Source organism: Dermatophilus congolensis (assembly GCF_900447215.1).
Classification (GTDB): Bacteria; Actinomycetota; Actinomycetes; order Actinomycetales; family Dermatophilaceae; genus Dermatophilus; species Dermatophilus congolensis_A.
In genome coordinates this window covers 322849-347687 of record NZ_UFYA01000001.1, presented here as the reverse complement: position 1 = coordinate 347687, position 24839 = coordinate 322849, and the positions used below count along the sequence as shown (strand labels likewise).

Genomic DNA, 24839 nt, shown 5'->3' with positions numbered 1-24839 from the left:
GAGTAGGGGTTTTATCTGCTGACTTATTTAGCCGGCGTGGCTGCCTGTCCGGTGTGTGGGTTCACTTCCCCGCCAGGTACACCTTCAGGGGCGTAGCCGAGTTGAATGACATGAACATGTTCCCAGGGAAAGTTGCGTAGTTGTTCGTAGCTGGGGGTGCCGCCGAGGATGGCTTCCCAGGGGTCTTTGCCGGTGCGTTGTTTTTCGTGCAGGCCGCTTTCAACTCCAATGGATGGCACGTCAGCAGATTCGGTAACGATGAACCCGTATTTTTGTGCGGCTTTAGCGACGGTTTTCCCTAATGGTGTGAGGTTGAGGGCATCGACATTCAGGGAAGGATCCAGGCGTAGCCGGGACCCCATAGGTGGAGCGCTACGTTCAGTGGAAGTGCCGTCGGTGCGGTTAGCCGGAACCACGATGGGCTGGGTGGCGATGCTGGTTAATCCGAGGTTCATGGCATGGGGGATGTTGCCGTTGCGAGCTTCAGCTAAAGAAATCATCGACCCGATGGTTACCAGGCCAGATGCGGAAGTGCCGTAGGGGACGGGGAAAACTCCGTTGCTGCCCGAGGCGTGGTCCAGGCGCCCTCCCCAACAAGCAGACCAAGCCCCTTCACCTTTTTTCTTCACTTGCCAGAATTCCCAGACTTGGTCGGTTTGCGGCGACCAAATGGCTAGGGCTCCGTCGTTGCCTTTAGCTGGAGTGGCATCAGCAGGGATAGGCACATTAGTGAAGTGAGCGGGGCCGTCATAAAGGCCCGGCGGGGTGCCTGGTTTCTTTTGGCAGTTGTCAAAGGTGAGGTTTGTGCGGGGTGTGTGGGTGTCGGCTACAACAAATGCCGAGTTGTAATGATCTGTGTTGAGCGGAACGAGAGATTTGTTTGCGGCGAATTGGCCGCGAATATTGTTCATGAAGTGCTGGCTGTCGGGGTCTGTGGCTGCACCGGAAATATCAACTGTGTATGGGTTGGTGTTTCCTTGCCCGAAGATCAGTGATGGGTGCGCTGTTTTTCGCTGCACGTCACTATCTGGTGAGGCAGGCGGCTGGTTCGGCGTGTGCTCTATTCCGCACGCAGCGAGCATGGACACTACTGCAGCGATACTCACTGCGCTTATCCGGTTTAGCCGAATACGTCGGTAAGGCTTGTTTTTTACGCCTGTGCCCACTGGTTCTCCTCGCGACGCGTACAGAACAATGCCGCGCCTGACGACAACCCCCTAGGCCACGTGCTCACCTGGGCGAATGCGTACGGCAACAGGTGAAAGCACCTGGAATTTTTCTTTGCAGCGCCGTTACCCGTCAGGCCACTCACCCACCGTACCGACGAACCCGGTCGCAAAACGCCCGAGTTAGGCTCGTGTCGCAGGGGCGCGTTTTTCGCTCTTGTTCGCCCTAGGGTGGATTCTGTGAGCAGTGCAAGCATCATCATTCCCGCCTATAACGAAGGCAAAGTCATTGGCCGTTGCCTTGATGCGCTCGTGAGCACTGGGATAGACACCGAGATTGTTGTTGCCGTCAACGGCAGCACCGATAACACCGCCGAGATTGCCCGCAGCTATAACAACGTCCGCGTGGTCGATATCGCTATGCCAGGAAAAGCGAACGCACTTAATGAGGGCGACCGTGTCGCACAAGCATTCCCACGTATTTTCCTTGACGCTGACATCGTCCTGGGCCCGGGAGCTTTAGCAGCAATGGTAGAAACTCTCACTACTTCTCACACACGGGTCGCTGCCCCGCAAGTTCGTTTTAATTCCGCGGGGGCCAGTTGGGCCGTGAAACAGTATTACGAGGTGTACCAACGCACTCCCTACGTCACTCAAGGCTTAATTGGCCTGGGCGTATATGGCCTTTCCCGCGCAGCTCGCAGCCGTTTCCGTCAATTCCCAGCACTACAAGCTGACGATTTATTCATTCAGCGACTTTTCGCACCTGCTGAACGCATCACCACTGCGGGGTGGTTTGAAGTGCAGACTCCCCGCACCCTTAAAGATCTTGTCCGCGTCCGCACTCGCGTAGCCCGCGGTAACGCAGTATTGGCCGCTTCTAGCCATACCCTCCCGGCAGCTGACTACAGCCCCACCACCACCTCCACATTCCGTTCTCTGGGCGACATCGTCCGCCATGCCCCGCATTTGGCTCCTGGCGCCGCGATTTACACCAGCGTCGTGACCGCCGCGCGGATACGTGCTCGACGTAGCAGCACCGCGTGGCACCGCGACGAGTCCACCCGCTGACCTTCCAGGAGTCTTGTATGCCTACCCCTGCGGTTCCCCCGACCATCCCTGATGACGCCAGCGACATTAAGGTCGCGTACCTGGTCAGTAAATATCCCGCTCTTTCTCACACGTTCATCGAACGTGAGATCGCTGGCCTACGCGCATTGGGGGCACGCATCGACACGTTCTCGGTGCGGCGCTGCCCTAATGCTGAGCTGATCTCCGCGGCGATGCGGCAGGAAGCTGCTGAAACCACAGTTCTCATTGATGAGGTACCGGCAACTTTTCCCCGTGCGCACGCTCGACTACTCACCTCCCAACCCAGCGCGTATGTGCGCACCCTGATGCGGGCAGTCACCACCGGCGAACCACACCCCAAAACCCGTCTGTGGCAAGGGTTCTATTTCGCTGAGGCGATCAAACTTCATGACCAGATGCGTGCCCGGGGGCTACGCCATGTCCACGTCCACTTCGCGAACGTTTCCGCCGATGTCGCCCGCCTAGCCGTGGCAATTGGCCGCTTCATCGACGGCCCCACCTCTGACTGGCGTTGGTCACTGACCATGCATGGCCCTACTGAATTCGAAGGGGTCGATAAAGTCGACCTGCCAGCCAAAATCCTTGATGCCGACGCAGTCAGCTGCATCACTGACTTCACCCGCAGCCAACTGATGCGGTACCTCGACCCCGCTCACTGGCACAAACTGGCCATCACGCACATGACCATCGACCCCACCATCTATATGCCACCTCCCGATGGCCGTGCTGGACGTCAGGGGCAGCCCTTACGGCTGCTGTTCGTGGGGCGCCTCGTCCCTGAAAAAGGTGGACCGCTCCTACTCGAGGCACTCACTCTGCTCAAAGAACGCGGAACTGCCGTGCAGGTGCGCTTCGTCGGAGACGGCCCCGCACGCGAACTACTCGAACGCAGCACCCGCGAGCGAGGACTAGAGCAGATGGTCGAATTCGTCGGAGCAGTGGGACAAGACGACATGATTCCCCACTATCACTGGGCTGATGTTTTCACTTTGCCCTCCTACATGGAAGGGCTCCCCGTGGTGATTATGGAAGCTCTTGCCACTGAACTGCCTGTTATCACCAGCCGTATCAACGGCATTCCCGAGCTCGTCCACGACGAGCTCATGGGGCATGTTCTCACTCCAGGGCGAGCCGATTTACTTGCCAACGCCATCGAAGATCAGGCCCACAACCCCGACCGTCGCCAGGCACAAGGACACGCCGGCCGCAAAGCCGTCCTCGACAGCTACACCATCGACTCCCAAGCCCCCGTCATGGCTGATTTTCTCCGTGCCGTCAGCCCCACCGCCGGCAAGTAACCCACCCCTGGCATGCTCTGTCGCTGAAGGATCACCGCAGCAGAAAATACCCTGCGACCCTCCCTAGCGCCTCCCCGATTAACCCTTACCTGCGCGGTACTTTCAACGCACAGAGGTTCTGTGCGCACGGTATTTGACCCTCATCTATCTGCCTGCGCGCGTTCAACGTCCCGGAGGAAACCGCATGGCTACCCCTCACACTCGCCTCGGAGACTGTCCACACCATACCGACACTAGCGACCGTCTCATCGCCACGGCGATGGCAGTCACTTTCTCTCCTCTTTTAGCTGCCCGCGCAGCTATCGCCTACGCCACCACCGGCCACGTCTATGAACAGCACCCACGGTTAGGGCGTAATCTCACCCCGATCACAATCCGATCCTTTGCAGGATCAGCACCCGGGCGTCGACTTGCTTACCTGTTGTCAGTAGCCCGAGGCGACATGTGCTTTATCGGCCCCCGCCCCCTGGACCCTGAAGACGCCGAAGCTCAACCGCGCCGCACTCCCAACATCACTCCAGGGTTCCTCTCCCCCAGCCGGTTACATGCTCGGCTCGGCATCGATTACGAACCAGAAACCCTTACCTGCCACCAGCGACTGCTGTCTAAAGATGGCATCGCTTTAACGGCCCGCTACCTCATCGCTGAAGTTCTGGGAAGTAATGGACTTGCCACCCCGGCCACATACACACAACTGGGCTTATCCATCACCAACACCACCATGGATGAAGCACTCACCTGGTGCGTGAACACCGCCCGCACCCGTCCAGCGTCCACTCTCGTCTTCGTTAATGCCGCTTGCTATAACGAAAGTGCAGAAAATCCGGCCTACGCCAGTGCCCTCCATCACGCAGACCGTATTTTCCCTGACGGCATCGGCGCCAAACTTGGGGCACGTCTGCACGGGGTTTCGCTGATCGCTAATCTCAACGGAACTGACATGTTCCCGCGACTGTGCGAACGTGCCCGCAACGAAGGACTTTCTCTTTTTCTTCTCGGGGCTCGACCTGGTATCGCCGAGGCTGTTGCCGAGAACATGACCTCCAAATTCCCTGGACTACAGATCGCCGGAACCCGCCATGGATATTTCACCTCCGAAGAAGAAACTGAGGTCATCGCAACGATCAATAACTCTGGCGCTGACATCCTCCTCATCGCTTTCGGGGTTCCGAACCAAGAGCTTTGGATTGACCAGCACCGCAAACAACTCAATGTTGGCCTTATCCAAGGCGTAGGCGGGCTTTTCGATTTCTACTCTGGCCGTATCCCTCGGGCACCTTTGTGGCTACGTGAGATCGGGCTCGAGTGGGTATGGAGGCTTGCGCAGGAGCCAGGGCGCATGTGGCGCCGATACATCGTCGGCAACCCACGGTTCTTACGCCGCGCCTGGCTCGACTCGCGCTGCACCCGGCACTGCCGTGATCACAGCACCGGGCAACGCCCTCTACTGAACTACCGCGACGAATACCCCGAAAACTAACCACCAAAGAACGGGGCATCCCCTCACAGGCTTCATACTCATCGAAGCCCTGCCACAATCTGCGCTTTCGTGGTCTTTCCTGCAGCAAACACACCTATCAACACGTTGGCCAGCGTCACGAACGCAGCAACGCCCACAAAAATGACCACTACCGCGGGAAACGGCGCACCTGGAAGCTCTGACTGCAACACGCCACTCAAAAACTGACGCAGGAAAAACGCCCCCGCGAATCCAGCAGGCGCGGCCACAGCAATAGCTGCCCCCGCGCACAGCAGACAATCCCACAGCACTATCTGACGAATATGCGACACCGTCGCACCTACCGCACGCAAAGTCGCGAACTCCGTGACACGACCCGAAGTGCGCTGAGCAAATAGCCCGGCAATAGCCATCGTGGCCAAAGCAATAACTAGAGCAACCAGACCAACAGCTCCTCCGGAATAGGCAATGAGCTGCTGACGTGCCCCTTGTCGCATCTTGCCAGCCGTCGTCACAGTCACACCAGGAAAGATCGCGAGCGCTTTCTCCATACGCTCTTGCACGTGTTCTGGGGCAGATCCTGGCGTAACGCGAATGTTCCATGAAGAAGGCGCAGTGATGCCCAGCTGTGTAGCAGTGGATGTGTCAAGGACGATTTGGTTACCCGTGGCAAAAGATGCGTACAGCCCAACTACTGGCACTGTGTTTTTCTTGGCATCAGCCTTCACCGTCACCGAGTCACCAACATTGATTTTGGCTTGCTTGGCCAATGCCACTGGAAGAACTACTCCCCCGCGTGTCAAAGCCGCTTTAGCCTGCGGCACATCTGTTCCAGTCCATGGAAGATCAGCAGCCTGGAAGTACGTCGCGGGGTCGATCGAGCGAGCAGGAACGGCTTTGTTGCCGCCACTCCAGGAAAGATCAACCTGACCGCGCGAAATCGGGGAAACCAATTCCACGCCAGGGACACGCCTAATAGCAGTAACGATGTCATCGTTACTGCTATTAGGCGTGTCCCTGGCGTGGAATTGTCGCGAAATCTGCGTCTCCATCGCTGATCCGATAGAGACAATCCCTAGCGCCAAACCGATCCCCAGCGCCACCAGAGAAGCGAAAACACCTGTCATCAGAGAGCCCAACCAATGACCGCGCATGCCGGAGGCTGACATCCACGCTGTCCACCCCAAAAACGGTGGGTGAGACACACACTGGGCCAATACCCACGCAGCGAGCAGGCCAGTAGCCACGATCACCAGCACAAAGGCCACTACCCCCGCACTGGCACCACCACGCATGTACATCACCGCTGCCGTGATGGCGCTGAGCAGACCAAGGCCTCCCAACCTCCAGGCCATACGTGAAGAAACCGGTGCCAGCGAGCCTCGAAGCGAACCGACAACTGGTGCCCGCAGCACACGCAACGCCACAACCAGCGCACTAGCAACGCTGACCAGAACGCCCCCTGCCACAGCGAGAAAAACATGCAGCGGCTCTGCCTGGAACTGTGGAACGCCAAGTTGCCCTGCAGCCGTCAACGCAGTGGTCAACCCCCACCCCAAAAGCAGCCCTAACGCAGCCCCGAAGAGTGAACACACCAGCCCCAAGAGGAAGGCTTGCGCGAGGATCATGCGCACAATCCATCCTGTCGAGGCACCCACACATCGCATGGTGCTCAAAACCGCTTGGCGGGAGCGGATCACCGCAGCGAAAGCCGTAGTCACAAGTACCAGAGCCAGCCCCACCGATGCTGCGGCACAGGCAGTGAGAATTCCCCGGACAGCATTCACCAATGGAAGAAACGTGGCGGTGGCTTGCGCCGGATCAAACACAGTCATGTGAGCTGGTAGACCAGCCCCATGCGAGGCACGCCATTGGGCAACAGAGACCCCATCCAACACAACATCAAATCGAGTAAATGCCTGCGGCGACGTTGTCGATGTCTGCGCTGCTTTCAGCGGAACGAACAGATTATCTGCGAGAAAAACTGACGTTTTAGCTTGATCAATAAGTCCAACAACCGTGAATGTTCGAGGCGCTCCCTGGGTAGCAATCGTGACTGTGCTCCCAATACCTACCCCTGACCTCTTCGCTCATGAGCTGGGAGCCAGCATCTCGTCACGATCATCGTCGGGCATTCGGCCATACACTGCTCCAGCTAATTTGTGTGCCTGCGAGAAAGGCACACCCGTCACATGCTCCCCTTTAAGATCAGTGCCCTCAGGTAGTCGGACCGAAGTAGTCAAGGTGCGGAAAGGAACGGTCTTCGCCACCCCGGGAAGTTTCTCTACATACTGCTGGTCGCTGGCATTTAACAATCCCGGAACTCCTGCCCCGGCAATCGTGACATCCCCTAATCCTTGGAATGCTTCACTCGTAGCTGCTATCTGCCGCGAAACACTACCGATACCACCTATCGTCCCCAGGAACAGTGCAACGCTGAAAACCAGAGCAACAGAAGCAATTGCGAAACGTCGTTTATCAGCAACCAGCTGACGACATCCAATGACGAAGGCGTTCAATGCGGGCCACCTCCTTCTCTGGCGCCCAGCCGCCATCGTCAAAGGTCATCTCATCGCGCACTCGCCCATCCACGAACAGCAGAACTCGGTCAGCTGCCGCCGAAGACCGCTCGCTATGGGTGACGATCACTGCGCATTGTGCTTGCCCATCATCGACGGCCTCACGCAACATCCGCATCACTTCGCCAGCTGCTTTTTGATCCAAATTTCCCGTTGGCTCGTCAGCAAGAAGAACATGAGGCTGGCTAAACAGCGCCCGCGCCACAGCGATACGCTGTTGCTGCCCACCAGACATTTCATCAGGCTTGCGACCAGCTAGCTCTTCCAACCCCACACGCGCCAACAATTCACGTGCACGACCATCCCACTCCTTGCGTCGGCGATTACCGATAATCGCCGACAACCCGACGTTCTCGGCCGCAGTGAGCGTAGGAACAAGGTGGAAAGACTGAAAAACAAAACCGATATGTTCACGACGGAACGCAGCTTTTTCGGGCTGCTTCATGGATGAGATTTCTTGACCACAAATGGTCAGCGATCCCGCGTCAATGTCATCGACTGTGCCGAGTAGGTGCATCAGAGTGGACTTACCGGACCCCGAAGGGCCCACAATCGCGACAACCTCTTTCGCAGCGACCTGAACGTTAACTCCATCGCAGGCAAGGACAGCATCACCCCCGCCGCCCTGATAGGTCTTACGCACATCGCGTGCATCAATAACGCAAGTCACCGTGTGGGTCCCCCCGGGAGAGATGGATCTAATTCCTCACATAGGTACCACCCCGTGACTGCGGCCATGCCCCTATCTGTCACATGCGACTAATTTTGGCTCGCTTCCCCGCTGAATTCACCAATTCCGCTGCCCGGCGCTGACCTTCAGCAGCCGCACGCACTTGATTACGAATAGAACGCACAAACATATGCGCCCCATGCTTAACCTCACCTGGCCGCGCTGGCACCATCCCCGAGCGCAAAATCAACGCAACATCTCCCACCGCCCCCACATTGGCCAACATCGTCGTGAAATACCGAACCGCTTGCTCTCTCTGCTCAGGAGTCAATTCATCCCGATGCTGCACAACATGCGCCCACATACGACGCATACCTTTCACCACCCGCGAGTTGTCGACAGTGATCCGGATCGGGTCATGAGGGTCAGCGAGATAGTCGACCAACACTTCACGCACCACACACACCGCCACCAACCGCGACACCCGCACATAAAACTCCCAATCCTGTTGAGCTGGCATCGTCGGATCCAACCCTCCTGCAGCAAGAAGAGCCGAACGACGCACCATGATCGCTGAGAATCCTCCTAGCGGGTTCCACGTCATCATCTCGGTAGCGATCCACCCATCCACCTGCGGAATCTGCACCATCTCTGACGTGCCATCTGGGGCGTAATGCTCAATCCCGCACCCAGCCAACCCATACTCAGGCCCGCTTGCCCGCAACATCGCCAACTGTTTCTCCAGCTTGGTTGGCCGCCACGCATCATCACTATCCAAAAACGCAACCCATTCACCTCGCGCATGCGCGATCCCGGTGCTGCGTGCCGCGTTCCCGCCCTTATTGACCTCATGCTCATAAAATCGCACCCGCGGGTCACTCACCCCGGCCATATACTCGGCCGTCCCGTCCTGCCCGTGATCATCAACAACGATCGCTTCCCAGTCTGTGAACGTTTGGGAGTACACCGACTCCAATGCCCGCTGCAACACCCCGAGCCGTTTATAGGTAGGGATAATCACTGAAACGGTGGGTGCAGCATCAGTACTGTTCCGCTCCGTTTCGTCATTGGCCGGGGTCATGAAAGCCTCCGCGTTGCCTCACGTGCGCTTCGATGCCAGGCAGCACTCGACCGCTCCTGACAGCTCTTTGCAACCACCCTCACGGTTCTTGGTTTTGATAGCCAGCCAACACAACTGTCTTTACCAACCCATGAAGATTCTTTGACTCCCCTTGTCCTGTCTATTCGCTACTGCCTTCTATGCTCGGCCCCATGCCCCTGAAGTCGATGCTCCGCTCACTAAAAAAAGAACGCCTGCCCCTGCTGCGACTCCAGGCGCGTCATCGAGACGCGTGCATCTCCACCACAGTGAAGTTTTCCGGCGATCCTGGCCAGGTACGGCTAGGAAGCAAGGTCACCATCGAGGGCCCAACAGTGGTCAACGTCGCTCAGGGCGGAGAACTCAACGGTTCTTTTCTGGAAATTGGTGACCGAACGTATATCGGCGAGTTCAATAACATCCGGTGTGCGGGGGCCCGGATCGTTATCGGAGCTGACTGCCTCATTTCGCAACACATCACGATCATTGGCACTAATCACGGCACGGCTCCAGGGACACCGATCAATACACAGCCGTGGGTGGGTGATGGAGTGGTGATTGGTGACGATGTGTGGATCGGTGCTGGCGCAGTAGTGATGCCTGGATCGCGGATTGGTGACGGGGCAGTGATCGGTGCTGGCGCGGTTGTGCGTGGCCAGATCCCCGCTGGGTGGATCGCGGTAGGTGTACCAGCCGCACCGCTTCGTCAGCGAACCTAACCGGCTATCACGTGATGACCAGTTCGTTCACCGGTCCCGGCGAGAGGTAACTGGGCGAGCGGGGATCCCCACCCACGTGGTATTCGGTTCAGTGTCAGACACAAGAACTGCGTTGGCGCCAATACTCGTCCCAGATGCCACTGTGATGGGGCCAAGGATTTTCGCACCAGCGCCGACGACAATGTCGTCCCCTAATGTGGGGCCTTCTCTGGTGTCACGAACACCAAGAACAGTTTGGTGATAGAGCGTGACATTCGCGCCGATCGTCACGCTCGGGTGAATCATCACACCGCGCAGAGCGTGCGGGATGCGCACGCCGGGCCCAATCCACACTTGGTTCGGAATCTCAGAACCGATAAACCCTTCAACCCACACAAATTTGAGGACCTGTAGCACACGACGGATTAGGAAAGCTTTCAGCCCCGGCTGCCGATGCCAGGCTCGTCCTGCTCGCAGGCAAAAAAGGGTGAGGCGTTGGGTCCAGTACGGGTTGCGGGGATAGTCGGCGGCGAGCATCGCGCGACACCACCGAACCGGGTCGTGAACGGGTTGGTCTGCAGAAAGAGGTTGGGGTGGCTCTGCGGCTGTTTTTTGTTGTGCCATCGCAGCGCTCTCCTTTAGTGGGTGCATCCCCGGAAGTACAACGTTGGCCGGGCGTGCACAGCCTAATGCGCACTCCCGGCCAACTCTGGCGGTTCGCGATGTGAATATTTGTGTCGGTTAGCGTTTCCCGTAATTGATGGGCAGTGCTTCTAGCTCTGTCCAAGGGAAGTCACGCATCGTGGACCAGGCGTCGCTGCCCAGATAAGCAGACCAGGGATCTCTACCTGTTTGGGCAGTGACGACTCGACTGGATTCGGCAGTGACTGAGACAGCACCGGCGTTGTCAGTAACGATGAATCCGTATTTTTGTGCGGCTTCAGCGATCATGCGGCCGGTAGGGGTGAGGTTGTACTTGTCGAGATCGAGGTTTGCCGGTAGGCGCAGTCGCTGGCCTTCGTAGGGGGCGTTCGGGTCTGTTGATGTGCCATCGGTACGGTTGGCTGGCCAACTATGTCCCAGACCACTGGGGTGGGGAACGGCAAGCGCGATCGCGTGGTCGATGCGGCCGCGGCGAATATCGTCGAGGGTAATCATTCCCGGTGAGATCGCCATTCCGGATGCTGAAGCTCCGAATCCAGTGGGGAAAATAGCTTCTTTGGTGGAGAAATTGTCGATGCGGCCTCCCCAACATGCTTGCCACTGGTTTTTGCTGTCTCGAGACATTTTCCAGAATTCCCAGAGCTGGTCGGTGGCTGGGTCGTAGATGCTCATTTCTCCGTCGGAGCCGGCCGCCGGCAGAGCGTTAACGGGGATGGGGACGGAGCGGAAATGGGAGTCTCCGTCGAAAAGATTGGGTGGTACTCCCCAGTCGGTGGCGCAGGCGTGAATGACGTCGGTGCGGGGGGTGTCGGCGGTGGCGATGTGCATGGCGGTGGCAAATTCACGGTTATTGAATCCGGCGTAGCCGTCGTATCGGGTAGCTGCTTGGTGGGCGATATAAGTGCCGACAGCGTGGGCGTTAGGGGCCAGGGGGGCAGTGCTGATATCAGTGGCGTAGACGGAGTTGGGGTAAAGAGGGAAAGGTAGTCCTGGGTGGTTGGTGGTTGAGGTGGTGTTGAGGGGGGTTACGTTAGTGACTTCGATGGCGCTGATGGTGGGGGTTCCGGCGGTGGCGCGGAAGATGAGGTCGAGGATGCCGTCGGTGACGTTGGTCTCGAAGGTGACGTCGTAGGCGGCGCGGGGGCCGACTGCAGCAGTGATGTCGATGTCTTTGACCACGGGGGTGTCTTCGGCGAGGACGTCGAAGACACGGCCGCCTTTATTCCAATAGGTGTTTTCGACCATAGCGAGGCGTACTTTGTAGCGGCCTTTGCCTGGAACATTGAGGGCGTATCCGCGGGGGTTCTGTACATAGGTGCGGTAGATCTCATCATCGTCGGTGCCTTTGATGTCAATGCCGCGCAGCCCACGGTCAACGCGATTCGTTCCGAGTGTGGCTGACCAGCGGCTCCAGACGTTGCCGGATTTGTCGGTGACTGGTGTAGGTGAAGCCACCATGCGTGAGGTGAATGAGTTGTGTGCTGTGGTGTCGGTAGACGGCGTTGTTGTGGGTGTGATGGTGATTCCGGCGATGATGGCTTTATCAACGCTGGCGAGGAATTTCAGATCGAGTGCACCGTCAGTGACGGTGGTGGTGAAGGTGACGTTGTGGGCGGTGGAGTAGCCGGCTGTGGCGTAGATGTCCAGGTCGTCAACGACGGTGACACCCTCGGCTGTGATGTCGAAAACGCGTTTGCCTTTTGCTTTCCAGTAGGGCTCTGCGGTGGCGATCGTCACGTTGTAGCGGCCAGCGGTGGACAAAGGAATTGTGGTGCCGGTCAGGCCGTAGACCTCGTAGCGGTAGAGGTCCGGGTCATTGGTGTTACTGATGGCCTGGCTAGCGGGGGTGACGCGGTAGTTGGGCGTTCCGCGAAGTGCATATAAGGGTTTCCAGGTGTTTCCCGCTGGATCGACGCGTGAGGTGGTGCGTGCAGCCAATCGAATGGTGTTAGTGGCCGTTGCGGTAGCTGCGGGTGCTGCGGCGTATTGGGTGGCGTGACCTGGGGTTACCGCTGCGGAGGCAATAGTTCCAGCAAGTGCCAGAGCGATGGCTGTGCGTGCTGGTGTGCTGTAGGCAGGCATGACGATGGTTCCTTCCGTGGGGGTGTATATGCCGAGGCATCCGTTCCTCGGCTGAGGTCATTTGGGGGGATCCCTCTGTGCCGGGGATGCGGCGTCAGGGAGGCCGGATTTGTCCGGCCTCCCTGACTGTGTGCCTGGTCAGTTCTTGCCGTAGTCCTTGGGAAGGGCTTGCATTTTGTCCCAGGGGAAGTTTTTCAGTGCGCTGTAGGCGGGACCGCCTAGCAGGGTTCCCCAGGGGTTGATGCCGGTGCGGGCTTGTTCGGCTCGGCCGTCTTGGGTCGCGACGGCAACGGCTCCGGATCTGTCGGAGATGATGAAGCCGTATTTTTGTGCAGCTTCGGCGACCATTCTCCCGAAGGGGGTGAGGTTGTAGTCGTTGAGGTTGATGGTGGGGTCTAGGCGGATGCGTTGCCCTTCCATGAGGGCGTTGGGATTGGTGGAGATACCGTCTGATCTGTTGGCGGGCCAAGAGAATTTATCCCAGCGATGGCTGTCGAGAACAGCCAGGTACATGGCGTGGTTGATGGTGCCTCGGCGTGCTTCGTCGATACCGATGAGGCCGGGGGCCATGGCTAATCCAGAAGCGCTAACGCCGTAGGGGAAGGCGAATTGACCGATATTGCTAGATACTTTGTCGATGCGCCCGCCCCAGCATGCTTCCCATCCGCTAGTGCCGCGACGCATCTGCCAGAACTCCCAGAGTTGATCGGTGGCGGGGCTGTAGATGCTCATTTCACCGTCGCTGCCGCGTGCTGCGGTGGCATTGGCTGGAACGGGAACATTGACGAAGTATTTGGGGCCGTCGTAGAGACCTGCGGGAGTGGAGGGTTTTTTCTGGCAGTTGTGGAATCCCACGCGGATGCGGGGGGTTTGGGGGGTGGCGATGTTGACTGCGCCGTTGAATTCGTAGGCGTTAGTAGCTGCGGTTCCGCCCCAGTTGTCGCGCACTTGGCTGGCAAGGTGCGCGATGGACTGCTCGGAGTTCGCGGCCAGTGGTGCTTTGTCGATAGGGGTGTAGAAGGGTGAGCGCGCGTTGAGTTTGACGACGCGAGTGTTGCTGGGGGTGGCGACTTTGCCGCGGGAGGTGACAGTGACGGCACTGATGACGGGTTTTTTGGCGCTGCGAGAGGTGAATTTAATGTTGAGGAGGCCGTCGGTGACGCGGGTGGTGATGTTGAGGTCGTAGCCGCGGTTGCGTCCAGCAACACGAGCGATGTCGAATCGGTTTGCGACCTTGCGGTTTTCGGCGGTGATGTCGAAGACGCGTTCGCCGGGGGCTGCGGAAGGTTCAACGAACATGAGCCGGACCCGGTAGGTGCCGTTGGGTACGGGCAGTTGATAGCCCGTGGCGTTGTTGGCCAGGGACTGGTAAGCGATGCGTTCGCGGGGTGAGGGCACGGAGGTGACAGTGACACGGGAGCGTTGTGTTGTGCCGAAGGTCAGTGGCATGCGTTCCCAGAGTTTGCCGGATGCGTCGCGTACTGCGCTGGGGTGTGAGGAGGCCCGTACGGCAAAGACGCTGCGGGGCCGGGCTGCCGTGTTTTGGGTGGTGGAGGTTTTGCCAGTGGTGGGGGCTGTGTTGGGAACCGCGGCGGCTGCCACGAAGGCGGGGGCCAAAAGCAGCGCGGATGCGGTAGCTATCGTTGCACGGCCGGCGATACGTGAGCTTGCGATGCGGATCTGTGTAAACAAGGCGGGGCCTTCCCTGGCTGAGTGTGTCGCGGCGGCGTTGCCGCGCTGACACATCCCCCATCGGCCACCATTTACATCACATGAGTGTGTTTTATTTCCTTGTCCAAGTCATGTGACACATCCAGGTGTCCATCACAGGTGTGGGGCTCCGACTATGGTCGGAGCCCCACACCTGTTGCATTGGTGCACCCCGGTTGGGGTGCACCAATGGTGGTTACTTCTTAGCGAGTTCTGCGGCCTGGCGCTCGACGTCGTCGAGGCCACCACACATGAAGAACGCTTGCTCTGGGACGTGGTCGTACTCACCGTCACAGATGCGTGTGAATGCGTCGATGGTTTCGTCCAGCGGAACTGTCGATCCTTCGATGCCGGTGAACTGCTTGGCAACGTAGGTGTTTTGCGACAGGAAGCGCTGGATGCGGCGGGCGCGGTTGACGACGATCTTGTCTTCCTCGGAGAGTTCGTCCATACCGAGGATGGCGATGATGTCTTGGAGTTCCTTGTTCTTCTGCAGGATTCCCTTAACGCGCACGGCGGTGTCGTAGTGGGCCTTGCTGATGTACCGCGGGTCGAGAATACGGCTCGTGGAGGTCAGCGGGTCCACTGCGGGGTAGATACCCAGGGAGGCGATTTCACGGCTCAGCTCGGTAGTGGCGTCCAGGTGAGCGAACGTCGTGGCCGGAGCTGGGTCGGTGTAGTCGTCGGCGGGCACGTAGATGGCCTGCATCGAGGTAATGGAGTGGCCGCGTGTGGAGGTGATGCGCTCTTGGAGCACACCCATTTCGTCGGCCAGCGTCGGCTGGTATCCCACGGCCGAGGGCATACGACCCAGCAGCGTAGAAACCTCGGAACCGGCCTGCGTGAACCGGAAGATGTTGTCGATGAACAGCAGCACGTCCTGGTTCTGCACGTCACGGAAGTACTCGGCCATTGTGAGGCCAGACAGGGCGATGCGCAGACGGGTGCCTGGGGGCTCGTCCATCTGGCCGAACACGAGCGCGGTCTGCCCGAGAACGCCAGCTTCTTCCATTTCGACGATGAGGTCGTTACCTTCACGGGTACGCTCACCAACACCTGCGAACACGGATACACCACCGTGGTCGCGGGCCACACGAGCAATCATTTCCTGAATCAGAACGGTCTTACCAACACCGGCACCACCGAACAGACCAATCTTTCCACCCTGCACATACGGGGTGAGCAGGTCGATGACCTTAATACCCGTCTGGAACATCTGGGTTTTGGATTCGAGCTGATCGAATGCGGGAGCCTTGCGGTGAATGCCCCAGGTTTCACCGACCTCGAGCTTTTCTCCTTCGGGAAGGTCAAGGCAGTCACCGGTCACGTTGAAGACGTGACCAAGAGTGGCGTTACCTACCGGGACCTGGATGGAGTCGCCTGTGTCGATCACTTTCTGGCCACGGACAAGACCGTCGGTTGGTTGCAAAGCGACGGCACGAACGACGTTGTCGCCGATGAATTGGGCGACCTCGAAGTTGATGCGACGCTCTCCTTCGGAGAGGGTCACCTCGCTGTAAAGCAAGTTGTACATCTCTGGCATCGAGTCCTCGGGGAACTCGACGTCGACGACGGGGCCGATGACGCGGACAAGCCGTCCTGTGCCGGGCGCGTTGGCGTCCTGGCTGGACTCCTCGACGAACGCAGTTGACATTGCTGAGTACTCCTCGTTCTCTCGCCCGATCACGCGTCCGCGAGCGCGTCCGCGCCGCCCACGATCTCGGTGATCTCCTGGGTGATCTCGGCCTGGCGAGCTTGGTTCGCCAGCCGGGTGTAGGTCTTGATGAGCTCTTCGGCGTTGTCAGTTGCCGATTTCATGGCTCGTTGCCTGTTGGCCAGTTCGGATGCGGCCGCCTGGAGCAGGCAGTTGTAGATGCGGTGACGTACGTACTGGGGTAGTACGGCGTCGAGGACTTCGTCTGCGCTTGGTTCGAACTCGAACAGCGAGTGCATTTTCTCGTGTTCGTGCTCGGCATCGACGACAGCCAGGGGTAGCACGCGGCGGGCGCGGACCTCTTGGGAAACCATCGAGTTGAACCGCGTGTAGACCACGTGGACCTCGTCGAAGGGTTGGCTGTCGGTAAGGAAGCCATCAAGCAGGGTGTCGGAGATCTCTACGGCGGTCTCGTAGACCGGCGCATCCGTGTTTCCTTCCCAGGAGTTGACGAACTCGCGTGAACGGAAGGAGAAGTACTGGATTGCTTTGCGTCCATAAAGGAACGCTGAAACTTCGATGCCTTGCTGGTTGAGGCGTTCGACGAGTCGCTCTGTTGCTTTGAGGACGTTGGCCGAGTACGCACCTGCTAGTCCTCGGTCACTGGTGACGACCAGAACCGCTGCCCGGCGAGGGTTGGTTACCACGCGGGTGAGGGGGTGATCGACGTCCGAATGTCGTGTAACCGCAGCAAGTGCTTTGGTGATCGCGTCGGCGTAGGGAGTGGTGGCTTCGACGCGTCGACGGGCTTTACCCAGTCGGGACGAAGCCATGAGCTCCATGGCTTTCGTGATCTTCTTCGTCGCAGTGACGGAGCGGATGCGGCTCCGGTACTCCCGGATCTGCGCTCCCATGGAAAACCGCCTTCCTGATCGGATCGGACGGGCTGGACCGGGCCGCCGACATTGTGTGATGTCGGCGGCTTACAGGCCTCAGCCGCGTCGGATCGTCTCCTGGTCCATTTGCTCGTCGCTGAGGGCGTCAACGTCCTCGGCAACTGAGCCGGGAGTGATTGCTCCTCCGCTACCGGCCTGGAATTGGTTGTCGAATTCCTTCACTGCGGTCTCGAGGGCGTCGATTGCGGCGTCGTCGAGTTTGCCGGTTTCGACGATGCCATTGAGGACTGCCTGGTGGTTGCGTTGGAGGAACTCGTGGAATTCAGCCTCGTAGCGGCGCACGTCGGAAACCTCGACTTTGTCGAGCTTTCCGGTGGTGCCAGCCCAGACCGACACAACCTGTAGTTCGACGGGCAGCGGGGAGCTTTGTGGCTGCTTGAGCAGTTCAACCAGGCGGGCGCCGCGGTCAAGCTGAGCTCGGGAGGCTGCGTCGAGGTCGGAGGCGAACATGGCGAATGCTTCCATGGCGCGGAACTGGGCCAGGTCGATCTTGAGGCGCCCGGAGACCGACTTCATTGCCTTGATCTGCGCGGCACCACCAACACGGGAGACGGAGACACCCACGTCGATAGCCGGGCGTACGTCGGCGTTGAAGAGGTCGGCCTGCAGGTAGATCTGGCCGTCGGTGATGGAAATGACGTTGGTGGGGATGTACGCGGAGACGTCACCGGCTTTAGTTTCGATGATGGGTAGTCCCGTCATCGAACCAGCTCCAAGCTCGTCGGAGAGCTTGGCACAACGCTCAAGCAGGCGAGAGTGCAGGTAGAAAACGTCACCGGGGTAGGCTTCGCGGCCCGGCGGGCGGCGCAACAGTAGCGACACTGCACGGTAAGCCTCGGCCTGCTTGGACAGGTCATCGAAGACGATGAGGACGTGTTTTCCGCCGTACATCCAGTGCTGACCGATGGCCGAACCAGTGTAGGGAGCCAGGTACTTGAAGCCAGCGGACTCAGAAGCGGGGGCGGCGACGATGGTGGTGTACTCCAAAGCGCCGGCCTCTTCGAGGGTGCCGCGCACCGAGGCGATCGTGGAGCCCTTTTGACCGATAGCGACGTAGATGCATCGGACCTGTTTGTTGGGGTCTCCCGATTCCCAGTTGGCTTTCTGGTTCAGGATTGCGTCAACGGCAACAGTGGTTTTACCAGTTTGACGGTCACCGATGATGAGCTGGCGCTGGCCACGACCAATCGGCACCATCGCGTCAACGGCTTTGATACCGGTTTGTAGTGGCTCGTGAACGCTCTTACGCGACATCACGTTAGGAGCCTGGAGTTCAAGCTCGCGGCGCCCTTCTGCCTTGATTTCGCCAAGACCGTCTACCGGGCGACCCAGGGGATCCACCACGCGGCCGAGGTAGTTGTCGCCGACAGGCACGGAGAGAACTTCTCCGGTGCGGTGCACTGCCTGTCCTTCTTCGATGCCGGAGAAATCACCCAGAACGACCACACCAATTTCGTGGCGGTCGAGGTTCAGGGCCAGGCCCAGGGTTCCGTCCTCGAAGCGCAGCAACTCGTTCGTCATCGCTGAGGGCAGGCCCTCGACGTGTGCGATGCCGTCACCGGCGTCGGTGACGCGTCCGACCTCCTCGCGGGAGGCCCCATCGGGCTCGTATGACTGGACGAACTGGTCGAGGGCGTCCCGGATTTCCTCCGGACGGATCATGAGCTCCGCCATCGTTAAGTCTCTCTCCTCATCGGCGGCCGCGAGGCGGCCAGTTGGGCTATCGGTGCCGGGGATCCGGCGGTGTGCCTCGGTGCCTGACACCGGGCGGTGCTGGTATCAGGACACACTCAAGGTGCGGCTGACATCGGCCAGTCGACGCTCGATCGTGCCGTCGATGACTTCGTCGCCGACCTGAATACGAAGACCGCCGAGCAGCTGGGGGTCCTCGACCTGGGTGACGAAAATGGTGGTTCCGTACATTTTGCTCAGGCCCGTTTGCAGCCGGCTGACGACTGTTTGTGGGAGCAATGTACGTGTGGTGACGACAGCGGTGACTGCCTGTCGTCGTTTAGCCGCGAGGCTGAGGTAGCGCCGAATGACCGTCGCATAGTCGTACCCGCGGGGGTTAAGCACGGGGCGCTGGGCGATCCAGACAGTGTCGGGCAGAACTTTTCCGGCCAGCAGGCGCGCCACGAGTTCTGCTTTAGCGCGCTTGTCTCCGCGATCCCCAGAGAGCGCTGCACCGATCTGGTGGTCCTGACGGAACTTTTCCTCGACGGCGATGAGCTCGCGCTCTATCTGGTCAAGGTTTCCTTCGGTTTGCGCTGCGGCCAAGACGCAGTCGCCACCGAGGCGTTCCATACCGGTTATGAGGTTGTAGGACTCTTTCCAGTGCCCAGAGACGGCGGCCTCGACAACAGCCAAAGCAGGTTCGCTGAGTCGCCCACCGAAAAGACGACGTGCCAGTTCACGCTTGGACCACGCATCGCGTGAGCGATCCGTGAGAGCCATTCGTAGTTTGGCGTTGTCGGCAAGAAGTTCCGAGACCGAGAACAGCTCTCCGGCCAGGGAACGGAGGTCAGGACCTCCGGCCCGCTGGTAACCGGCGAGTGTCTCGACCGCGCTCTGCCATGCCGAGCGGGGTGCACCATCCATCAGCGACCTGCCCAGTCCATCGTGGAGGTCTCACGCTGCAAGGTGCCGTCTTCGAGCTGTTGCAGGAACCGCTCGATGACACCGTTGCGTCGAGCGTCGTCCTGAAGGGACTCGCCGACGATGCGACCTGCCAGATCGGTGGAGATTCGCCCGACGTCGTTTTTCAGTTCAGCCATGGCGCTTGCGCGTTCGGCTTCAACCTGACGACGGGCAGATTCAATGATGCGCTCGGCTTCAGCGCTGGCCTGGGCCCGCATCTCGGCAACGATTGCAGCACCTTCTTCACGGCCGCGTTCGCGCATTTGGTTTGCTTCGTGGCGGGCGTCTTCCATCATCCGCTGGTACTCGGCCTTAAGAGCTTCCGCCTCGGCGAGGGATTTCTCCGCACGGCTCATGTCGCCTTGAATGGCGTCCACACGCTGTGTGTAGGCGGTCTCCATCTTGGGAACGACGTACTTGATAATGAAGATAAGGAAGACGGCGAAGAAGACACAGCCGAAAATCAACTCACCAAGGTGAGGGAGAATCGGCATGCCTAAGCCGTGGTTGCCGCCACCGCCCGCTGCGGCGGGAATGGCGGCCGCGAGGTTCGACATGTTCTGCACGGAGAACTCCTTGTGCCATGCATCGTCCCGGCCTGGTTAGGCCGGGCGTTGGGGGTGGGCGGTCGGACTCAGCGGAGGATGAAGACGAGAACGAAGCCCAGGATGGCGAGTGCCTCGGCGACAGCGAAGCCCAGGATGGCCAGCGGCTGGAGGACGCTCTTGGCCTCAGGCTGACGGGCCACACCGTTGATGAGGGCAGCGAAGATGAGGCCGATCGCGAGGGCCGGGCCCAGCGTCGAGATGCCGTAGCCAACTAGGGAAAGGGAGCCGGTCATGATCTGCAGATTCCTTCTCTGGTGGTGAGTTACCTCGGCTGGTGCCGAAGCATCGTTCGTGTGAACGGGTGGTCTATGAAGTTGTGAGTATTGGGCGCATCACCTGGTGCAGATGCGGTTAGAAGAAAAAGTGTCAGTGTGCTTCTTCGAGAGAGCTTGAGATGTAGGAAGCAGTGAGCAAGGTGAATACGTAGGCCTGCAGGAACTGGATCAGCATCTCGAAGCAGGTCATGAGGAAGGCTCCGCCGTATGCAGCAATGCCTGCGGCTTTGAGAGCTCCGGGGGCGCTGAAGAGGAGGAATTCACCGCCGAGAATGAACAGCACCAGAGTCATGTGACCGGCAAGCATGTTGCCGAAAAGTCGCAGGGTGAGAGTCATCGGCTGGATGAGGAACTTGGTGACGAATTCGATGAGGAAGATGAAAGGCACGATCCAGGCGGGAAGGCCACCGGGGACCATGGTTTTGAGGTAGCCGCCAACGCCATGCTGTTTGAGGCCGACGTAGTGGTAAGCCAGGTACACCACTAGAACAAGGGCAAGCGGGAAGGCGATTCGGCCAGTGGGCGGGTTTTGCAAGAACGGGATCACGCCAGCAAGGTTGTTGGCCAGGATGAAGGTGAACAAGGCCAGCAGCAGCGGCAGGAAACGTAGGAAGTGTTTGCTGCCAATCATGTCGCGTGCGATGCCGTTACGAACAAAGTCGTAAATGAATTCGACGAGGAACTGGGATTTGGTGGGCACGACCGCTGCGCGGCGGGCACCGAGGAACAAGAACGTGGCGATGATGGCAACTGCCACGAGGGACACCAGCATGGGGCGGGTGAAAGCGAATGCACCGTCGCCGATGAGTGGGGTCCAGAAGTCACCGGTGGAGGGTGCCACGAACTCGCTGCCGGAAGCGGTGAGGGCTCCGGCGAAGGCCGCGCTGGTGAAGCTCACGAAATCTCCTCAGATGTTGTGCGGTTCAATCCGGGGGAAGCGGTCACGTTAGGACGCGCTACCGGCTCGTTCACCTTGGCGGTGTGCGGCGCGAAGGCGGAAGGGACAGGGGATTGGCTCCCACCGTACCGGAGCCAGACGATGTACAAAGACAACCCGAGCCCCAGGAGAGTTCCGACTGCGATACCGAATCGTGTTCCGAGCCATATGTCGATGAGGTAGCCCAACCCGCCGTACACGACAGGACCAGCGATTAGGTAAGCCACCAGGCGCGATGCTGCGTTGGATGCGTTGTCTGACGTGTTTTTTTCGGTCTGTGCGAGGGCGTTCCAGTCGGTGTTTCGTCGTTGCGAGGGTGGCACGTATCTCACGACTCACCTCGCTCAGCTGTGGAGTAAGCAAATACACGGGCACGTAGCAAGGAGTACGCCTGTGCTGATTGCCACACCACGACTTCCACAGCAACACTCGCGCTGAACCACTCAGGGGCTGGCATGTGAATGCGAGGCAGCTGCATGAGCACGACCCCAAGCGCGATGACTTGGATCACGTACACGCCTAAAGCACCGACGAGGTAGTTAGCGGTTGGCCCACGCAAGATCAGCCAGATACCTAGCGCCCCCATAGCGAAAAAATGGGCGGCAAATGTAGCTCCTGCAAAGGAGGCCAGCGCTGCTCCGTCAGGCCCGAAAGCTATAGCAGTCACGGTGGTGATGAGCGCCGCAGCCGCGCTAGCGCAGCATGCAGTCAACATCATCGGTTTAAAAGCAGACTCGACACCGACGTCAGTGATGATGCGTGCCCTCGAATGCGTCATGGTGGACGTCACTACGGGGCACCCCCTTGAAGGTTTGGGTCATCGTCGGCCAAGAGTTTTCAAAACCTAGCCGATCATTCAACGCCGCGTACAGACATCGAGCGAAATCTTCGAAATCAGTTGAAGCAGTTTGAAGTTCGGCCAGTGGGAGCAAGCGCCTCCACCTGTTGGCGGGGCATGAACTTTCCTGTGAGCACCAGCAACGTTTTACAACGCCACTGAGAAGATTCCTTTAAATCTGAGCCACAGCTGTTCCTTACCTGAGATTAACACGCATGACCTGGTCGATCCGCCAGTTCGGCACCCACACCCCCGATTGCTTTCATTCAGCCTCACGGGTTTTGGACAGCCGAAGCCGAGAACGCCGCATCCGCATCCGATCCCCCACATTGAGCGTGAGCACCAAAGCAACAGCAGCGAGCAACATGATCCCTGCCAGCGGCATAAGCCCATCAACAAAACTAAACGAGACAACCCCAAAAGCAACGATGGCCGCCCACAAATACAGCAAAAGCACCGCATGCCTATGCGAGTGACCAATGCGAAGCATTCGATGCTGAAGGTGCTGAGCATCAGCTTGGAAAGGGCTTTGCCCCCGGCGCACACGCCGAACCACAGCCATAAACATGTCCAACAACGGAATACCCAGAACCGCCACTGGAACAATCAAAGGCAAGTAGAGAACGATTTCATCGTTCTGCGTAACGTGAGCCGTCGGATCGATATTGCCGATCATTGAGATCATCGCAGCAGAGAGCATCAGCCCAAGGAACAATGCCCCCGAGTCCCCCATAAACAGCTTGGCCTGATGAAAGTTATGCGGCAAAAATCCGATACAACTTCCAGAAATAGCAGCACATACGAACGTGCCGGTGGAGATGACGTTCGGCGGATCGTAAGTATACGAAAGCTGATATGCATAGATAAAGAAAGCAAAAGCAGCAATAGCAACAATTCCTGCAGCCAAGCCATCTAAGCCGTCAATAAAGTTGACCGCGTTCATCGCAACCAAGGCGATAAAAACGGTCAAACCAATAAGAACCGGACTAGGAAGTACCGTGACACCGAAAAGTGGAATCGATAGCAGCTGCACACCAAACCATGCCATCACTCCAGCAGCAATAGCTTGACCCGCTAATTTAGTGAGAGCATCAAGCTCAACAATGTCATCAATAGCCCCGACTGCAGCAGATAAAACTCCCCCAGCGCAAATACCAAGAATTTCAGTGCTGTCGAAAATCTGAGATAGATGCGGCAATTGTCGAGCCACTAGCACCGCAGCAAGAAAGCCGAGACATATACCTAACCCGCCCAGCCGTGGGATCGGTTGCGAATGCACATCACGAGCACGCACAGCGGTAACCGCACCAACACGCACAGCCAGCCGCCTAATCAATGGAGTGATAACGAAAGTACAAGCAGCAGCAAGCGTCGCAATGAAAAAGTACTCGCGCACGCTAGCCCTCCTGCCAACGCCGGTTTACCCCCGACCACGTGACACGCGTGAGTTCTAGAGTCACGAGATCTGACTTCCCCCGAGGCAGAGAGCAGTCTGAGCCTTGGTGTCGACCCAGAACTTCATGAACAGCTACTACCTGCTGTAGGTGGTTCAGTATTCGTTCTCGCATGTTCCTTGTTCTGCTCGACGTGTGATGTGCCTTGCTCTTCAGCTGACGATTCAGCCGATGCACTCGTGGCTTTCTCACCAGGGTGCGATTGTTTTTGCTCGACTTCAGGTCTCTGCTCAACTTCGGGCGTGTCTGCAGGCGCGACGTCGTCACCAGGAAACGCCACCGAACGCAGCTGTGCTTCAGATATTTCACCTTCACGTAGAACTGTGAAGTCTGCGCCTGTGGCATCGATAATCGTCGAGGCCTGCCCACGGCTAGCCGGGCCCCCATCGAGATAGATAGACACAGCATCACCGAGTCCGCGCTCAGCATCAGCAGCGCTTGTCGCAGCCGGGTGGCCATGCTTATTTGCACTCGTGACGGCCATAGGGCCGGTAAGAGCCAAAACAGCCAAAGCTAGCTCAGAGTCTGGCATACGCAGTGCCACAGTTCCGTTGGTGTCACCCAAATCCCATACGAGACTACTTTGTGCCTGCAGAACAATCGTCAACGGGCCGGGCCAAAACTCATTCACCAACCGGCGAGCATAGTCCGGGACAGATGTAGCCAACCCATCAAGCGTGCGCTTGTTCGGTACAAGAACCGGTGGCGGAATACTACGACCACGTCCTTTCGCGACAAGGAGGTCACCAATAGCTTCGCTGTTGAAAGCATCAACTCCCACGCCGTAGACCGTGTCAGTAGGGATGACAACCACTTCTCCGCGCTGTACCGCATCGGCAACAGCATGGATCGCCGAATCGGCTGTCTCGCTGTCGGTGCCGTCGACGATTTCGCTCATCTGTGCCTCCTCCACCCCTACATAGGAGTGTCTACGGTTGTGCCACTGACGATCTTACGATCGTGT

23 protein-coding genes are annotated in these 24839 nt (G+C 58.7%); 4 read left to right on the top strand and 19 right to left on the bottom strand.

Going from position 1 to position 24839, the window contains the following annotated elements:
* Positions 1–23 precede the first annotated feature (23 nt).
* Positions 24–1166: a hypothetical protein gene (locus DXZ77_RS01450; RefSeq protein WP_147279147.1), complete on the bottom strand. Its 1143-nt coding sequence runs from the start codon at positions 1164–1166 to the stop codon at positions 24–26.
* A 240-nt stretch (positions 1167–1406) separates the two neighbouring features.
* Between DXZ77_RS01450 and DXZ77_RS01445 the strand changes: the two genes are divergently transcribed.
* From DXZ77_RS01445 to DXZ77_RS01435, 3 genes are all read left to right on the top strand, one after another.
* On the top strand, positions 1407–2237 hold the full coding sequence (locus DXZ77_RS01445; protein ID WP_181815988.1) for a glycosyltransferase: 831 nt from the start codon (positions 1407–1409) through the stop codon (positions 2235–2237).
* Positions 2238–2254: 17 nt separating this feature from the next.
* The gene (locus DXZ77_RS01440; protein ID WP_115029393.1) at positions 2255–3556 is read left to right on the top strand and encodes a glycosyltransferase family 4 protein; all 1302 of its coding nucleotides are present in this window, start codon (positions 2255–2257) and stop codon (positions 3554–3556) included.
* Between the two features lie 184 nt (positions 3557–3740).
* Positions 3741–5036, top strand: coding sequence for a WecB/TagA/CpsF family glycosyltransferase (locus DXZ77_RS01435; RefSeq protein WP_220181575.1), 1296 nt, complete (start codon positions 3741–3743; stop codon positions 5034–5036).
* Positions 5037–5074: 38 nt separating this feature from the next.
* Here DXZ77_RS01435 and DXZ77_RS01430 read toward each other — a convergent pair whose 3' ends face one another.
* From DXZ77_RS01430 to DXZ77_RS01420, 4 genes are all read right to left on the bottom strand, one after another.
* A complete protein-coding gene (locus DXZ77_RS01430; protein WP_115029391.1) occupies positions 5075–6850 on the bottom strand; it encodes an FtsX-like permease family protein in 1776 nt (591 codons plus the stop codon).
* Positions 6851–7105: 255 nt separating this feature from the next.
* Positions 7106–7534, bottom strand: coding sequence for a hypothetical protein (locus DXZ77_RS11625; protein ID WP_147279146.1), 429 nt, complete (start codon positions 7532–7534; stop codon positions 7106–7108).
* On the bottom strand, positions 7494–8264 hold the full coding sequence (locus DXZ77_RS01425) for an ABC transporter ATP-binding protein (protein WP_115029389.1): 771 nt from the start codon (positions 8262–8264) through the stop codon (positions 7494–7496). The genes DXZ77_RS11625 and DXZ77_RS01425 overlap by 41 nt, the downstream gene beginning before the upstream one ends.
* 79 nt (positions 8265–8343) lie before the next feature.
* On the bottom strand, positions 8344–9345 hold the full coding sequence (locus DXZ77_RS01420; RefSeq protein WP_115029387.1) for a glycosyltransferase family 2 protein: 1002 nt from the start codon (positions 9343–9345) through the stop codon (positions 8344–8346).
* A gap of 191 nt (positions 9346–9536) precedes the next feature.
* On the opposite strand from DXZ77_RS01420, the gene DXZ77_RS12575 reads away from it, so the two are divergent.
* On the top strand, positions 9537–10082 hold the full coding sequence (locus DXZ77_RS12575) for an acyltransferase (protein ID WP_115032376.1): 546 nt from the start codon (positions 9537–9539) through the stop codon (positions 10080–10082).
* Between the two features lie 27 nt (positions 10083–10109).
* Here the strand turns inward: DXZ77_RS12575 and DXZ77_RS01410 are convergent, their stop codons facing one another.
* The 14 genes from DXZ77_RS01410 to DXZ77_RS01345 all read right to left on the bottom strand — a co-directional run bounded on the left by DXZ77_RS01410 (position 10110) and on the right by DXZ77_RS01345 (position 24773).
* Positions 10110–10685, bottom strand: a complete 576-nt coding sequence (locus DXZ77_RS01410) for a serine O-acetyltransferase (RefSeq protein ID WP_181815987.1) — start codon at positions 10683–10685, stop codon at positions 10110–10112.
* Positions 10686–10802: 117 nt separating this feature from the next.
* On the bottom strand, positions 10803–12806 hold the full coding sequence (locus tag DXZ77_RS01405) for a malectin domain-containing carbohydrate-binding protein (protein WP_115029383.1): 2004 nt from the start codon (positions 12804–12806) through the stop codon (positions 10803–10805).
* Between the two features lie 138 nt (positions 12807–12944).
* Complete coding sequence (locus tag DXZ77_RS01400) at positions 12945–14498, bottom strand: malectin domain-containing carbohydrate-binding protein (RefSeq protein WP_181815986.1); 1554 nt, start codon at positions 14496–14498, stop codon at positions 12945–12947.
* A gap of 214 nt (positions 14499–14712) precedes the next feature.
* Positions 14713–16170, bottom strand: coding sequence for a F0F1 ATP synthase subunit beta (gene atpD / locus DXZ77_RS01395; RefSeq protein WP_028327092.1), 1458 nt, complete (start codon positions 16168–16170; stop codon positions 14713–14715).
* A gap of 29 nt (positions 16171–16199) precedes the next feature.
* Positions 16200–17084 (bottom strand): F0F1 ATP synthase subunit gamma, encoded by an 885-nt coding sequence (locus tag DXZ77_RS01390; RefSeq protein WP_115029379.1) that lies wholly within the window; start codon positions 17082–17084, stop codon positions 16200–16202.
* A 78-nt stretch (positions 17085–17162) separates the two neighbouring features.
* Positions 17163–18800: a F0F1 ATP synthase subunit alpha gene (gene atpA, locus DXZ77_RS01385; protein WP_115029378.1), complete on the bottom strand. Its 1638-nt coding sequence runs from the start codon at positions 18798–18800 to the stop codon at positions 17163–17165.
* Between the two features lie 105 nt (positions 18801–18905).
* Positions 18906–19724, bottom strand: coding sequence for a F0F1 ATP synthase subunit delta (locus tag DXZ77_RS01380; RefSeq protein WP_115029376.1), 819 nt, complete (start codon positions 19722–19724; stop codon positions 18906–18908).
* Positions 19724–20320, bottom strand: a complete 597-nt coding sequence (locus tag DXZ77_RS01375; protein WP_115032374.1) for a F0F1 ATP synthase subunit B — start codon at positions 20318–20320, stop codon at positions 19724–19726. The genes DXZ77_RS01380 and DXZ77_RS01375 overlap by 1 nt, the downstream gene beginning before the upstream one ends.
* Positions 20321–20397: 77 nt before the next feature.
* Positions 20398–20604, bottom strand: a complete 207-nt coding sequence (locus DXZ77_RS01370) for an ATP synthase F0 subunit C (protein WP_028327096.1) — start codon at positions 20602–20604, stop codon at positions 20398–20400.
* 133 nt (positions 20605–20737) lie between these two features.
* Positions 20738–21544 carry a F0F1 ATP synthase subunit A gene (gene atpB / locus DXZ77_RS01365; RefSeq protein WP_028327097.1) on the bottom strand — a complete coding sequence of 269 codons (807 nt, stop codon included), beginning with the start codon at positions 21542–21544 and terminating at the stop codon, positions 20738–20740.
* Entirely contained in the window at positions 21541–21915 is a 375-nt protein-coding gene (locus DXZ77_RS01360; protein WP_115029374.1) for a hypothetical protein, read from the bottom strand. Before DXZ77_RS01360 ends, atpB begins: the two co-directional genes overlap by 4 nt.
* Complete coding sequence (locus tag DXZ77_RS01355; protein WP_115029372.1) at positions 21912–22373, bottom strand: hypothetical protein; 462 nt, start codon at positions 22371–22373, stop codon at positions 21912–21914. Before DXZ77_RS01355 ends, DXZ77_RS01360 begins: the two co-directional genes overlap by 4 nt.
* A 310-nt stretch (positions 22374–22683) precedes the next feature.
* Complete coding sequence (locus tag DXZ77_RS01350; protein ID WP_115029370.1) at positions 22684–23817, bottom strand: glycosyltransferase family 4 protein; 1134 nt, start codon at positions 23815–23817, stop codon at positions 22684–22686.
* 122 nt (positions 23818–23939) lie between these two features.
* A complete protein-coding gene (locus tag DXZ77_RS01345) occupies positions 23940–24773 on the bottom strand; it encodes an L-threonylcarbamoyladenylate synthase (protein ID WP_115029368.1) in 834 nt (277 codons plus the stop codon).
* Positions 24774–24839: the final 66 nt, after the last annotated feature.

Bases quoted from the DNA above. Each gene is read 5' to 3' on its own strand.
- DXZ77_RS01440 (WP_115029393.1), top strand. From the start codon at position 2,255: ATGCCTACCCCTGCGGTTCCCCCGACCATCCCTGATGACGCCAGCGAC.
- DXZ77_RS01435 (WP_220181575.1), top strand. From the start codon at position 3,741: ATGGCTACCCCTCACACTCGCCTCGGAGACTGTCCACACCATACCGAC.
- DXZ77_RS01430 (WP_115029391.1), bottom strand. From the start codon at position 6,850: ATGACTGTGTTTGATCCGGCGCAAGCCACCGCCACGTTTCTTCCATTG.
- DXZ77_RS01420 (WP_115029387.1), bottom strand. From the start codon at position 9,345: ATGACCCCGGCCAATGACGAAACGGAGCGGAACAGTACTGATGCTGCA.
- DXZ77_RS12575 (WP_115032376.1), top strand. From the start codon at position 9,537: ATGCCCCTGAAGTCGATGCTCCGCTCACTAAAAAAAGAACGCCTGCCC.
- DXZ77_RS01410 (WP_181815987.1), bottom strand. From the start codon at position 10,685: ATGGCACAACAAAAAACAGCCGCAGAGCCACCCCAACCTCTTTCTGCA.
- DXZ77_RS01405 (WP_115029383.1), bottom strand. From the start codon at position 12,806: ATGCCTGCCTACAGCACACCAGCACGCACAGCCATCGCTCTGGCACTT.
- atpD (WP_028327092.1), bottom strand. From the start codon at position 16,170: ATGTCAACTGCGTTCGTCGAGGAGTCCAGCCAGGACGCCAACGCGCCC.
- DXZ77_RS01390 (WP_115029379.1), bottom strand. From the start codon at position 17,084: ATGGGAGCGCAGATCCGGGAGTACCGGAGCCGCATCCGCTCCGTCACT.
- atpA (WP_115029378.1), bottom strand. From the start codon at position 18,800: ATGGCGGAGCTCATGATCCGTCCGGAGGAAATCCGGGACGCCCTCGAC.
- DXZ77_RS01380 (WP_115029376.1), bottom strand. From the start codon at position 19,724: ATGGATGGTGCACCCCGCTCGGCATGGCAGAGCGCGGTCGAGACACTC.
- DXZ77_RS01375 (WP_115032374.1), bottom strand. From the start codon at position 20,320: ATGTCGAACCTCGCGGCCGCCATTCCCGCCGCAGCGGGCGGTGGCGGC.
- DXZ77_RS01370 (WP_028327096.1), bottom strand. From the start codon at position 20,604: ATGACCGGCTCCCTTTCCCTAGTTGGCTACGGCATCTCGACGCTGGGC.
- DXZ77_RS01345 (WP_115029368.1), bottom strand. From the start codon at position 24,773: ATGAGCGAAATCGTCGACGGCACCGACAGCGAGACAGCCGATTCGGCG.